The 12,622-nt window shown below is 72.2% G+C and carries 10 protein-coding genes and 1 pseudogene; 6 read left to right on the top strand and 5 right to left on the bottom strand.

Features of this window, described 5'->3' with window-relative positions:
* Nucleotides 1-13 precede the first annotated feature (13 nt).
* From AB0E91_RS07100 to AB0E91_RS07085, 4 genes and pseudogenes are all read right to left on the bottom strand, one after another.
* Nucleotides 14-1,426 (bottom strand): S8 family serine peptidase, encoded by a 1,413-nt coding sequence (locus tag AB0E91_RS07100; RefSeq protein ID WP_361776433.1) that lies wholly within the window; start codon nt 1,424-1,426, stop codon nt 14-16.
* Nucleotides 1,427-1,577: 151 nt separating this feature from the next.
* Nucleotides 1,578-2,969 (bottom strand): S8 family serine peptidase, encoded by a 1,392-nt coding sequence (locus tag AB0E91_RS07095; RefSeq protein WP_361776430.1) that lies wholly within the window; start codon nt 2,967-2,969, stop codon nt 1,578-1,580.
* Between the two features lie 203 nt (nt 2,970-3,172).
* Nucleotides 3,173-4,714: a hypothetical protein gene (locus AB0E91_RS07090; RefSeq protein ID WP_361776427.1), complete on the bottom strand. Its 1,542-nt coding sequence runs from the start codon at nt 4,712-4,714 to the stop codon at nt 3,173-3,175.
* 139 nt (nt 4,715-4,853) lie between these two features.
* Nucleotides 4,854-5,033: pseudogene (locus tag AB0E91_RS07085) on the bottom strand (UDP-N-acetylglucosamine--N-acetylmuramyl-(pentapeptide) pyrophosphoryl-undecaprenol N-acetylglucosamine transferase); the annotation flags it as partial.
* 275 nt (nt 5,034-5,308) lie between these two features.
* Between AB0E91_RS07085 and AB0E91_RS07080 the strand changes: the two are divergent.
* Both AB0E91_RS07080 and AB0E91_RS07075 read left to right on the top strand, forming a co-directional pair.
* Complete coding sequence (locus AB0E91_RS07080) at nt 5,309-5,971, top strand: RNA polymerase sigma factor (protein ID WP_361776424.1); 663 nt, start codon at nt 5,309-5,311, stop codon at nt 5,969-5,971.
* Nucleotides 5,971-7,158 carry a hypothetical protein gene (locus AB0E91_RS07075; RefSeq protein WP_361776422.1) on the top strand — a complete coding sequence of 396 codons (1,188 nt, stop codon included), beginning with the start codon at nt 5,971-5,973 and terminating at the stop codon, nt 7,156-7,158. The genes AB0E91_RS07080 and AB0E91_RS07075 overlap by 1 nt, the downstream gene beginning before the upstream one ends.
* A gap of 186 nt (nt 7,159-7,344) precedes the next feature.
* Here AB0E91_RS07075 and AB0E91_RS07070 read toward each other — a convergent pair whose 3' ends face one another.
* On the bottom strand, nt 7,345-8,181 hold the full coding sequence (locus AB0E91_RS07070) for a L,D-transpeptidase family protein (RefSeq protein ID WP_361777345.1): 837 nt from the start codon (nt 8,179-8,181) through the stop codon (nt 7,345-7,347).
* 188 nt (nt 8,182-8,369) lie between these two features.
* Here AB0E91_RS07070 and AB0E91_RS07065 point away from each other — a divergent pair, with 188 nt between their 5' ends.
* From AB0E91_RS07065 to leuE, 4 genes are all read left to right on the top strand, one after another.
* Entirely contained in the window at nt 8,370-9,950 is a 1,581-nt protein-coding gene (locus AB0E91_RS07065; RefSeq protein ID WP_361776419.1) for a methylmalonyl-CoA mutase family protein, read from the top strand.
* 200 nt (nt 9,951-10,150) lie between these two features.
* Nucleotides 10,151-10,573, top strand: a complete 423-nt coding sequence (gene tnpA, locus AB0E91_RS07060; protein ID WP_361777342.1) for an IS200/IS605 family transposase — start codon at nt 10,151-10,153, stop codon at nt 10,571-10,573.
* On the top strand, nt 10,570-11,778 hold the full coding sequence (locus AB0E91_RS07055; protein ID WP_361776416.1) for a transposase: 1,209 nt from the start codon (nt 10,570-10,572) through the stop codon (nt 11,776-11,778). The genes tnpA and AB0E91_RS07055 overlap by 4 nt, the downstream gene beginning before the upstream one ends.
* 84 nt (nt 11,779-11,862) lie before the next feature.
* Nucleotides 11,863-12,513, top strand: a complete 651-nt coding sequence (leuE, locus tag AB0E91_RS07050; RefSeq protein WP_361776413.1) for a leucine efflux protein LeuE — start codon at nt 11,863-11,865, stop codon at nt 12,511-12,513.
* The last annotated feature ends 109 nt before the right edge of the window (nt 12,514-12,622 follow it).

The raw sequence follows: 12,622 nt of genomic DNA, 5'->3' as shown, positions 1-12,622 counted from the left end.
CGAAAGACACCCCCTAGTAACGGCGGGCCGAGACCAGGTGTCCGTAGGAGCGGCCCGGGATGGGGCGCAGGGGGTCGCCGAAGAAGCCGTAGCGGCGCTGCTTCTCGTTGTACTTCTTCGCGTCGTTCACGATCGTCCGCACGTTCCGGGCCGGGCTGTGGGTGCCGCAGCGGCCCGCGGAGACGCACAGCGCGGTCACGCCGGTGACCACGGGCGCCGAGAAGCTCGTACCGGTGACGAGGGCGAAGAAGGCAGGGTCCAGGTAGGTCGTCTCCATGCAGTCTCCGGGCGCGGCCACCGTGTGACGGCGGTCCGCCGCCGATACGGCGAAGTTGCTGAAGCCCAGCACCGCCTCGTCGTCCGCGTCACCGAAAACGCCGAGATCGGTGCCGTAGCAGACGGGTTCGGCCCGGCCGCCCGGACGTCCGTCGAAGTCCGCGATGGCGGTGGCGGCGAGCACCTCGTCGTAGGCCGCGGGGATCGAGTTGCGGAAGTCGACGTGGTCGTTGCCCGCGTTGGCCACCACGGTGACTCCCGCCCGCGCCGCCGCGCAGACGGCCATGTGGATGGCGTCGTGGTCGACCGTTCCGCAGTTGCCGTCGTCCGTTCCCCCGCCGTCCAGGCTCGTGTTGGCGATCGCGATGTCGTTGCCGGGGTCGTTGTCGGTGCGGGTCGACGCGACCCAGTCGAACGCGCACAGCACGGCGGCGTCGGTCGCGTCCTCGGTGGCGCCGTCGAAGACGTTCACCGCCCACAGCGGGGCGCCGGGGGCGACGCCCACGGTGTTCCGGTCGTTGTCCCGGGCGGCCGCCACCCCGGCCACCGCCGTGCCGTGATAGGTCACGGGAGTGAGGCTGTTGCCCGGGGCGACGGGCGAGCCGCTCGAACAGTCCACGCCGCCTCGCACGTTGAGGTCGGGGTGCCCGCCGGCGATGCCGTCGTCGATCACCGCGATGTGGACGCCGACCGAGCCGTGGCCGTCGCCGGAACGCGCCGAGGACCGGTCGGCTTCGACGCGGTGCGCCCAGTTCGGCAGGCACTGACCGGTGGCGCTCTCGGGCGTGCCGCAACGCACCGGCTCGGTCTGCGGGTGCGGGTGCGGATCGGGCCGCTGAAAGCCGTGCGACCGGCTCACGAACCGCACCGCCGGGTCGTTGCCGATCCTGCTCGCCTGATCCGGCGTCAGCGTGGCGGCATACCCCTTCAGCGCGTGGGAGTACACGCCCCTGCGGACGCCGCCATGGGTCTTGATCTGGGCGGCCGAGACCGCCGCCGGATCGGTCACCGACTCCTTGAGCACCACGACGTACTCCGCCGGGGCGGCGGAGCGGGCGGGTGGCGCCGCTGTGGCGGCGGGGGCGATCACGGGGACCAACAGCGCCACGGCCGACGTGGTCAGGATGACGGTACGTCTGAGACGGTTCATGAACCTCATCCGTGCCACGCGTGCCACACCTGCCACGACCCCTCACCCGGTCGGATGCCGTCCTCGGTGAAACGTCACCCCGGCGTCGCATCGGACAGCCGGTGGGTGGAGACATCCGAAGGTGCCGCCCGGCGGGTACACGAAGGCGTCGTCAGTAGCGGTCGGCGGCGACGAGGTGTCCGTAGTAGCGGCCGGGGATGGGGCGCCGGGGGTCGCCGAAGAAGCCGTAGCGGGGCCGCTTCTCGTTGTACTTCCTCGCGTCGTCCACGATCGTCCGCAGATTCCGGGCCGGGCTGTGGGTGCCGCAGCGGCCCACGGAGACGCACAGCGCCGTCACACCGGCGACCACGGGCGACGCGTAGCTCGTGCCGTCGACCCAGGTGTAGGGCGAGCCGGGGGGCTCCGTGGTCTCCATGCAGACCCCCGGGGCGGCCACGGTGTGGCGGCGGTCCTCCGCCGCTCTCGCGAAGTCGCTGAACTCCAGTGCGGCCTCGTCGTCGTGCTCCCCGAAGAAGGCGTGATCGAAGCCGTAGCACTGCGCGACGCCCTTGCCTCCCGGCCGTCCGTCGAAGTCCGCCATGGCGGTGGCGGTGAGCACCTCGTCGTACGCGGCGGGCACACGCTGTCCCAGATCGAGGTGCTCATTGCCGGCGGCGGCCACCAGGGTGACTCCGGCCCGCACCGCACCGCACACGGCGACGTGCACGGCGTCCGCGTTGGCCGTTCCGCAGGCGCCGTCGTCGGTTCCGGGCCCGGAGAGGCTCAGGTTGGCGATGGTGACGTCGTTGGCGGGGTCGCCGTCGGTACGGGTCGCGGTGACCCAGTCGAGTCCGCACAGCAGCGCGGAGCCGGTGATGTGCTCGTGGTCGTCGGCCACCTTGACCGCCCACACCGGTGTGCCGGGGGCGATGCCCACGACGTCGATGTCGTTGTCCTTGGCCCCGATCACGCCCGCGACCTCCGTGCCGTGCCCGTCCGGATCGTCGAAGCTGGTGCCCGGTACGACGGGAGAGCCCGAGAGGCAGTCGACGCCGCCGCGCAGATCGAGGTCGGGCTGGCCGTCGCTGATGCCCGTGTCGAACACGGCGACGTTCACATGGACCGAGCCCCGCCCGTCGCCCGAACGTGCCGACGACTTCTCGGCGTTCACCCGGCGCGCCCAGTCCGGCAGGCACTGCGCCGTACCGGTCGCCTCCTTGCAGCCGACGGGTCCGTGGTGCGACCGGGGAGGCAGGCTGTAGGTGCGCTCCCTGGTCACGAAACGCACCGCCGGGTCCCGCGCCAGGCTAGCCGCCTCGGCCTCCGTCAGTACGGCCGAGTATCCCTTCAGCGCGTGGGTGTAGACGTCGCGCCGAGTGCCGCCGTGGGCCTTGACCTGGGCCCGCGAGGTCGCGCGAGGGTCAGCCACCGAATCCTTCAGCACCACCACGTACGTCGCTTCCGGAGCCGGCGCCGAAGCGGCGGTGGACTGCGGGGGAACGGCGAGAGCGATGAACGCCAACGCCGACGTGGACAGGGTGACGGCACGGCCGAGGCGGGTCACGGGCACTCCGTTTCGAAGGGAGGGACTTCGCCCGGGACACCTCCGGGCACGACATCACTGCCACGTCCGCATCGGTATGGGACAACCCTTCACCCAGGCGGCGGCCGCCCGGCACACGAGCCTGGAGCGCGGGAGAGAACGGGAGCTGCCGGGCCGCCCACGCACCGGACGCCGCGACCTCGGCAGGATCCGGAAGACAGACCCTAGGTCCGTCCGACCGGCCGGAGGTGGCTCTCGGCGAGGTGGCGCAGTTCGGCGCGGGTGAGTGCGGGGTCGGCCGCGGCTTCGGTGGCGCGGCGGCTGGGGAGGTAGCGGACGCCGTCTATCTCGCAGATCAGCGGTCCCGCACCGGTGTCGCGCACCAGGGCCTCGCCGACCGGGGCGGGGCCGCCGATGGTACGGCGCCCGGTGCCCCGGGACCGGGATATCGGCTGGAGGAACTGGGGCGCCGTCACGTCCCCGCCCTCCGGCCGGAACAGGACCAGCACCATCTCGCCGGGCTCCGGGCACAGGCGGACGTAGCGCATGGGCTGCCAGGCGTCCTTCCCGGCATCCGGACGCGCGGCCCGCAGCACCGGACCGCAGAGCGTGGAGCGGTCGGTCACGACCCAGCCGATCCGGGCGAGGGACAGGATGCCGATCGTGCCGAACACGAGGAAGCGCCAGCGCCCCAGACCGAAGTGGTCGTCGAAGACGGCGCCGCAGGAGGCCACCAGGGGGAACCAGGCGCCGGTGCCGAGGACGGTCTCGGGCACCCACCTCCATGGCGACACGGACGTGCGGCCGGGGCCGCGGCGCGGCGGGGTCACCCGGAAGCCCGGCCGATGGCGGTCGGCGTGCCGGGCCGCGGCGGCGAGGCCCGCGTAGCGCAGGTCGTCGCCGAGGGCGGGCCACTTTTCCTCGTCCTGCTCCTCCGCCTCGCCGTCCGCGACCGCCTGCGGGAGGACCTCGGGCCCGTCCCGGCGTGCCCGTCGGACGCGCCGGGCGCAGAGCAGCGGGTTGAGCACCAACGCACCGGCCAGGCCGAGCAGTCCGGGGACGCCTCCGAGCACGGCGACCACACGCGGGGTGGTCACCGTGTCCACGGCCTCGCCCAGGAAGGGCCAGGGGAGGGCGACGACCGGTACGCGGTCGCCGGGGCGGACGTCCTTGGCGTCGCAGTCCACGCCTGCCTGCTCCACGCCGCCGTCCCAGGCGATGGTGCAGTCGTCCTCGTCGCGGTCCACCCGTACGACCTCGGCGTCCGTGTGCTTCCCGAACACCGCGAAGTCCGCGGTGGCCAGGCCCACGAACAGGGCCGCCGCGAGGGCGAACACCGCCCACGACGGCGCGGTCGGCAGCAGTGGCCACCGGACGGGCGTGGAGACCGGCCCGGCCTCTTCACCCAGCCAGGCGCCGAGAGTCCGCGCGTCGTGCGTGGCCAACCGCAGCTGCACGACCCGCCCTTGGGGTGTCCGGTAGCGCAGGCTGACCTTCTCGAAAGGGGGCCGGCCGACGGTGGAGACCGTCGCACCCAGCGCCTCGCCACCGCGCGGCAGCACGACGGCCTTCCCGGACCGGTGGAGAAAGACGGGCCCATCGAGCCTCGGGTCGATCAACAGCCGCCCCCTGCGTCCGTCGAGCCGACACCGGAAGTGCACGGCCCGCCCCACGGCCAGCGCGTGCCGCCTCCGCGCCGCGGCCCACCGGGCCAGCCCGGCGACGACCAAGGGCATCACCACGAACCCCACAAAGGCGCCCACCATCGGTTCCGTCGTCTCCTTCTCCGTGCTTGATCGGAGAAGAGTACGAGGACACCGGGAAGCACCTCACAACGGGCGGCAGGTGTGAAGCCGGGGCGGCCTGAGCGAGCGTCCGGGCAGGCCGTTCACGCCCGCACGGACGTCAGTCCCGCGCTGCGGACAGGATCACGTCCACAAGCCGCTCCGCGGCATCCGGACGACCATGCGCCCTGGCCGCGGCAGCCATCGCGGCCCGGCGCCGAGGATCGTCGAGCAGCGGGCCGACCGCCTCGCGCAGGTGCTCGCCGGTGACGTCGCCGAGGAGCGCGACAGTCGCCCCGGCGATCGTTCGCGAGGGGACGGTCGGCGCTGAGAAGGCCCGGCCGGAAGGGGGTTGGGGCGACGGCCGGGGCCGCCACCCCCCACAGGAGAGGCCCCGGCCGTCGCGGGTGGCGGGTCTGGGTGCGGCCCGCATTTCCTACAGCGCCGGGAGTGCGGCTTGTGTCACACCGGAATGGATCACGAGTCAGTTGCATCTTCTACAGACATGGACGGGGCACTGTTTCAGGCCGTAACGTGCCTTTCGCGCCGACCACCAGACAGGCGTAAGGGAGTGCGGTGCAGGGGGACGACGCGGAGCTGACCGCCGCGGTGCGCGCGGCCCAGGGCGGTGACGAGGGAGCCTTCCGCACGGTGTACCGCGCGGTGCATCCACGGCTGCTCGGCTATGTGCGCACGCTGGTGGGGGAGCCGGACGCGGAGGACGTCACGTCCGAGGCCTGGCTCCAGATCGCCCGCGACCTCGACCGGTTCAGCGGAGACGCGGACCGCTTTCGCGGCTGGGCCGCGCGGATAGCCCGCAACCGCGCCCTGGACCACATACGGATGCGCGGCCGCCGCCCGCTGATAGGCGGCGACGAGAGTGAACTGACCGGCCACGCCGCCGAGTCGGACACCGCCGGGGAGGCGATGGAGGCACTCGCCACCGACGGCACCCTCTCCCTCATCGCACGTCTTCCGCAGGACCAGGCCGAGGCGGTGGTGCTGCGCGTGGTGGTCGGACTGGACGCCAAGTCCGCCGCCGAGACGCTCGGCAAGCGCGCGGGAGCGGTACGCACCGCCGCGCACCGGGGCCTGAAGCGCCTGGCCGAACTCCTCGGCCCCGACCAGGAGTCGGCGGGCGGACTCGACGCGCTCCCGCCCCAGCGAGGACCCCGCGGCCGTGCGGTCGGGCCCGCGGGTGTGACGCCTGCGCGCGCCCGGACGCAGAGGGACATGTGATGGCCGACGAGCACGACGAGTGGCTGGACCTCGAGACGTCGGAACGTCTGCTGAACGGCGAGCCGCCGCGATTTTCCGCCGACCGGGTCCCCGGCGAGGCGGCCCGGGTGACGTCCCTCCTGGCGGCCCTCGCCGCCTCCGCGGTTCCGGCGAAGGGTGAACTCCCGGGCGAGGAAGCGGCGTTGGCCGCGTTCCGGGCGGCGAAGGCGGGGCGTGCGGCCGCCGTGCGCGATGCGGACGTTTCCGGTGATGTCGTACCCGAGGCCGTGGGTGATGTCGTCCGTGACGCCGCCGCGCCCCAACAAGCGTCCCTCGTAGGGGAGTTCCACGGTGTCGAGGTGGGCGTCGTCCGCATCGGCGCCCGGCCGGGCTGCCCCGTGGGCGAGCGGCGCGCGCGGTGGCGGCGGCCCGTGCGGATGGCGTTGGCCGCCGCCGTGGCCGTCGGGACGCTCGGCGGGGTGGCCGTGGCCGCCGGGACCGGGGTGCTGCCCGGACCGTTCCGGCAGGGGCGGCCCGAGCCCGGGGCGTCCGTGTCGGCCGCCGCGACGCCGGGGCGCTCCCGGCTTCCGTCGCCGCCGGGTCCGTCCCGGCCCGTCGCCCCCACCCCCAGCGCGAGCGGGTCCGTCGCGCCCGGTGGCGCCCCGCCCGAGGCGGCGGCCGGTGCCGGCCGGGACGCCGGCGGGACGGCCGGCCCCGGTGCCGAGTCCCGCAGGCCCGGTACCCGGTGGCGGGTGGCGATGGCCGCCTGCCTCGATCTGCGCGCGGGGCGGGAGCCGGAGGCGGGCCGCAGGCGTGCGCTGGAGCGTGCCGCGGGCGGCTCGGCGCGGGTGAGGACGTACTGCGCGGCCGTGCTCTCGGCCCGGCGGGACGGCCGGCCCACGGCCGTGCCCTCGACCGGCGGCGGGGAGAACGACGGCCCCTTCGGCCGCTTCGGCGACGGCCACCGGTCCGACGGCTCGGGCGGTTCCGGCGATGGTGATGGAGACGGTGACGGCGACGGTGGCTCCGGCTCCGGCTCCGGTGACGACGACAGCCGCATCCGTGACTACCGCCAGCGCGACCGCATCGCCCACCGTCATCACGACGGCATGGCCTCCCCCGTCCCCTCCACCTACGTCCTGCCCGCCGCCTCCGGCGGCACGGACCTCCCGACGGACACCCCGAGCCCGGCCTTCAATACCCTCTGACCTGCGGTTTTGTCCGGCGCGGAAAATTCTTCGCCACAGGTGTGACGTTTCTGGAGCCGGTGACGCAGTACAGAGTGAGCCGACTGGTCATCGGCCGTCGCACTGAGCCGGGGTTCCCCCCGTACCCACGGCTCGTGCACCCGGCGCGGGCGGGACACGTTCCCCCGGTCCCGCCCGCGCCCCGCTTCACCAGGAGACGACAACCTTGTCGCCCACCCTCACCTGCGCGAACAGCGAGGCGATCGCCTGCTCGTCCCGCACGTTGACACAGCCGTGCGAGCCGCCCGCGTAACCTCGCGCCGCGAAGTCGTACGAGTAGTGCACGGCCTGTCCGCCGCTGAAGAACAGGGCGTACGGCATGGGTGAGTCGTAGAGCGTCGACACATGGTGCCGGGACTTCCAGTAGACGCGGAACACACCCTCGCGGGTGGGGGAGTACTGCGAGCCGAAGCGGACGGACATCGTGGAGAGGGTCCGCCCGTCGGCCATCCAGCGCAGGGTGCGGCTGGTCTTGTCGATGCACAGCACGCGGCCGGTCAGACAGCGCGGGTCGGGCGCGGCGGCGGGCTGACCACCCATCAGATACAGCTCCCACCTGCCCGGCCGGTGCGTCATCGCGACCAGCCGCTGCCAGGTGACCGTGTCCGTACGGCCCGTCCTTGGCAGCCCGCGCTTGCCCTGGAAACCGCTGACGGCCTTCTCGGTCAGATCGTCGTAGCTCCCGGTCGGCCCGTCGAAGAGCCAGTCGAGCTGCCGCAGCCGCGCCTGCAGCTCGCGCACCCCGGAGCCGCCGTCGCCGCGCGACCACAGCACGCGGGCGGGGGTGGCGGGCGCGGGGGCACGGGGCGTCCGGGTGCGAGGCGTGGCCGCCGGGGTGCCCGACGGCACCTCGATGTGCAGCGGCGAGCGGTGCTTGCCGTCGGCGCCGTCCGGAGGCGTCACCGTGCAGCCGCAGAGCACGGCGAGGGCGGCGGCCGAGGCGAGTACGACGGCGGTTCTCCCCGGAACCCTGCCGCGCGGAATCCTGCCGCGCGGAATCCTGCCGCGCGGAATCCTGCCGCGCGGAATCCTGCTGCGCGGAACCCTCACGCGCGGAGCCCCCGCACCGGACCTGCCCCGAATCCTCATGCCCCGGATGCTTCCCCGCGTGCCCCGCGTTGAACTACACGGCAGGGTGGAACGGGGGAGGCACGCACACCCCGGAGGCGGCCATGGCGCGGCACACGGAATCGGGACGGCCCGTCGAGCCGGTGTACGGCCCCGGCGACCTCGCGGACTGGGACCCGGCCGAGCGGCTGGGCGAGCCCGGCGCCTACCCGTACACCCGGGGGGTCTACCCCACCATGTACACCGGCCGCCCCTGGACGATGCGCCAGTACGCCGGTTTCGGCACCGCCGCCGAGTCCAACGCCCGTTACCGCGAGCTGATCGCCCACGGCACCACCGGCCTGTCCGTCGCCTTCGACCTGCCGACCCAGATGGGTTACGACTCCGACGCGCCCCTCGCGCACGGCGAGGTCGGCCAGGTCGGCGTGGCGGTGGACTCGATCGAGGACATGCGGGAGCTGTTCGACGGCATTCCGCTGGACCGCGTCTCCACCTCCATGACGATCAACTCCCCGGCGGCCGCGCTGCTCCTCCTCTACCAACTGGTTGCCGAGGAGCGGGACATACCCGGCGACCGGCTCACCGGCACCGTCCAGAACGACGTGCTGAAGGAGTACATCGCGCGCGGCACCTACATCTTCCCGCCCCGTCCCTCGCTCCGCCTGACCGCCGACCTGTTCGCGTACTGCGCGGCCGAACTCCCGCGCTGGAACACCATCTCCATCTCCGGCTACCACATGGCGGAGGCGGGTGCCTCGCCCGCACAGGAGGTCGCGTTCACGCTCGCGGACGGCATCGCGTACGTCCGCACCGCGCTCGCGGCGGGCATGGACGTGGACGCGTTCGCGCCCCGCCTCTCCTTTTTCTTCGTGGCGCGCTCCACGCTCCTGGAGGAGGTCGCCAAGTTCCGCGCCGCGCGCCGCATTTGGGCCCGGGTGATGCGCGAGGAGTTCGGCGCGCGCGATCCGAAGTCGTGGATGCTGCGCTTCCACACCCAGACCGCCGGGGTCCAACTCACCGCACAGCAGCCGGAGGTGAACCTCGTCCGGGTCGCCGTCCAGGCGCTCGCGGCGGTCCTCGGCGGCACCCAGTCGCTGCACACCAACGCCTTCGACGAGGCCATCGCCCTGCCCACCGACAAGAGCGCCCGCCTCGCCCTGCGCACCCAGCAGGTCCTGGCGTACGAGACGGACGTCCCCGCGACGGTCGATCCCTTCGCGGGCTCCTACGCCGTCGAGTCGCTGACCGACGACCTGGAGGCGGCCGCGCTGGAACTGATGGGCCGGGTCGCGGAGTTGGGCGGCGCGGTCGCCGCCGTCGAACAGGGCTTCCAGAAGGGCGAGATCGAGCGCAACGCCTACCGGATCGCCCGCGAGACGGAGGAGGGCGAGCGCGTGGTCGTCGGCGTCAACCGCTTCCGCCTGGACGAGGAGGAACCGTACGTCCCGCTCCGCCTGGACCCGGACATCGAGACCCAGCAGCGGGAACGGCTGGCGCGGCTGCGGGCGTCGCGCGACACGGCGGCGGTGGAGTCGGCGCTGAGCGCGCTGCGGGAGGCGGCGCGGGGCACGGACAACGTCCTCCCGCCGATGAAGTCGGCGCTGCGGGAGCGGGCGACGGTGGGGGAGGTGTGCGAGGTGCTGCGGGGGGTGTGGGGGACGTATCGGCCGGCGTACGGCTTCTGAGCGCCGAGGTGCGGTGTGCCGCCCTGGCCTGCTGAGACGGGCCATCAGCACCTAGCCAGGGGAGGTCCCGCTTCAGCGGGGTGGGGAATGGCTTATGAGCCCTGCTCTGGCCTCAACTGTGTGCACGGATCTGCCCTGTTCGCCGATCCCGCCGATATGCCACATTAGACCTGTAGCGTGTGTATATTGATTTCGTGGCCGTGACCAGGAAAGTCCGTCGGTTCTCTGGCGGCGTGTGCGATCTCGGACTCCACGTGGTGTGGTGCCCGAAGTACCGCCGTCCGGTCCTCTGCGGCCGGGTCGCGGGACGGCTGGACGAACTGATCCGGCAGAAGGCCGCCGAACGGGGGTGGGAGATCGTGGCACTCGAAGTCATGCTCGACCACGTCCACCTGCTCGTAAAGCATGATCCGAAGTCGTCGGCCTCGTATGTGGCGAACCAGTTCAAGGGGTTCACCTCCCGCGTGCTGCGGGAGGAGTTCCCGCACCTGAAGTCGCGGATGCCCACCCTGTGGTCGTCGTCGTACTTCGCGGCATCGGTCGGCGCCGTCTCGGCGGACACCGTGCGCCGGTACATCGACACCCAGTGGGAACGCCCCCGGACGAAGGGCGACGGCTCGTGATCCGCGCGTACAAGTTCCTTCTGCGACCCACGGCCCGTCAGGCCGTCGCGCTGGGCGAGATGCTGCGGGACCACTGCTCGCTGTACAACGGAGCGTTGCAGGAACGTCGGGACGCCTACCGGCACGGCTCGAAGACCACAGTCAAGTACGGCGACCAGTCCGCGCAGCTCAAGGAGATCCGTACGTTCGACCCGGAATGTCAGGGCCGCTGGTCGTTTTCCTCCCAGCAGGCCACCTTGCGGCGCCTGGACAAGGCATTCCAGGCGTTCTTCCGCCGGGTCAAGGCCGGACAGACCCCCGGCTATCCGCGTTTCAAGGGCGTCGGGCATTTCGACACCGTCACCTTCCCGAAGGACGGTGACGGCTGCCGCTGGGACTCCACCTCCCACGGCCGTCAGACCCGTGTCCGCTTGCAAGGCGTCGGGCATGTCCGCGTGCACCAGCACCGGCCCGTGCAAGGTCATGTCAAGACGATCTCGGTCAAGCGGGAGGGAATCCGCTGGTACGTCGTCCTCGCCTGCGACAACGTGCCCGCCGAGGAGCTGCCCCCTACCGGTGAGGTCATCGGCATCGACATGGGCATCGCCCGCTTCCTGACCACCTCGGACGGCGGACACGTCGCCAACCCGCGCTTCCTTGAAGCGATGGCGGAGGAACTGGCCGAAGCGCAGCGGCACCTCGCGACATTCCCCAAGCGGACCCGGCGGCGCACCAAGGCACATCGGGCCGCCGCCCGGAAGGTCGCCAAGCTGCACGGCAAGATCCGGCGGCAGCGTGCCGACTTCCACCACAAGACCGCCCGCGCGCTCGTCACCGGCCACGACGTGATCGCGCACGAGCAGCTGAACACGGCGGGCATGACCAAGAGCCCCGCCCCCAAACCCGACCCCGACCAGTCCGGCAGCTTCCTGCCCAACGGTGCTACCGCGAAGGCCAGGCTCAACCGAAGTATTCTCGACGCGGGTTGGGCGCAGTTCCTCGGAATCCTGACGAACAAGGCTGAGAGTGCCGGTCGTCTGGTGGTCCCGGTGGATGCGCGCAACACCTCCCGCACGTGTCCCGAGTGCTGGCACGTCGCGAAGGAGAACCGTGTCAGCCAAGCGAAGTTCCAGTGCACGGCATGTGGCTTCACCGCGAATGCGGACCATGTCGGTGCGACGAACGTCCTCAACAGGGCCGGGCTGGCCCTCTGCGCGGCGGCTTAGCCACCGGCGCAGGAAGCCCGCGCTTTTCGCGTGGGTGGAGTCACAGGCACGGTCGGTGAGTCGTCGTCGTGCGACACTCCCCGCATGTTCGGCGTCATTGATCTCCCCACCTATCTGGCAGGGCTCGTCCTGATCGTGCTGCTGCCCGGTCCCAACTCCCTCTACGTCCTGTCCGTAGCCGCCCGCAAGGGTGTGCGCGCGGGCTATACGGCCGCCGCCGGTGTGTGGTGCGGCGACACCGTGCTGATGACGCTCTCGGCGGCCGGGGTCGCGTCGCTGCTCCAGGCGAACGCGCTGCTGTTCGGGATCGTGAAGTACGCCGGCGCCGGGTATCTGACCTGGCTGGCGATCGGGATGATGCGGTCCGCCTGGCAACTGTGGCGCACCCGGCGCGAGGCGGCCGTGGCGGAGGCGGGCGAGGAGAGCGCGGCGGACGAACGGCCGTTCCGGCGGGCGCTGGTGGTCAGCCTGTTCAACCCGAAGGCGATCCTGTTTTTCGTGGCCTTCTTCGTACAGTTCGTCGACCCCGGTTACGCCTACCCGGCCCTGTCCTTCGTCATCCTCGGCGCCTTCGCCCAGGCCTTCAGCTGCCTCTACCTCACCGCGCTCATCTTCGGCGGCACCCGCCTTGCGTCCGCCTTCCGCCGCCGCAAGCGGCTGTCGGCGACGGCCACTTCGGCGGCGGGGGTGCTGTTCCTGGGGTTCGCCGTCAAGCTGTCTCTGGCAAGCGTGTAGGAGGCTGGCATGTCTCAACTTGACGATGCTGCGGCTCTGTTCGCCCGCATGCGCCCCGCGCAAGATCCTTACCCGACAACGCGAATATTGGCGCTGCCGCATAGACCCC

Source organism: Streptomyces sp. NPDC026659 (genome assembly GCF_040638245.1).
Taxonomy (GTDB): Bacteria; Actinomycetota; Actinomycetes; order Streptomycetales; family Streptomycetaceae; genus Streptomyces.
The sequence above is the reverse complement of the archived record's forward strand: the minus strand, read 5'-3'. Positions and strand labels throughout refer to the sequence as shown.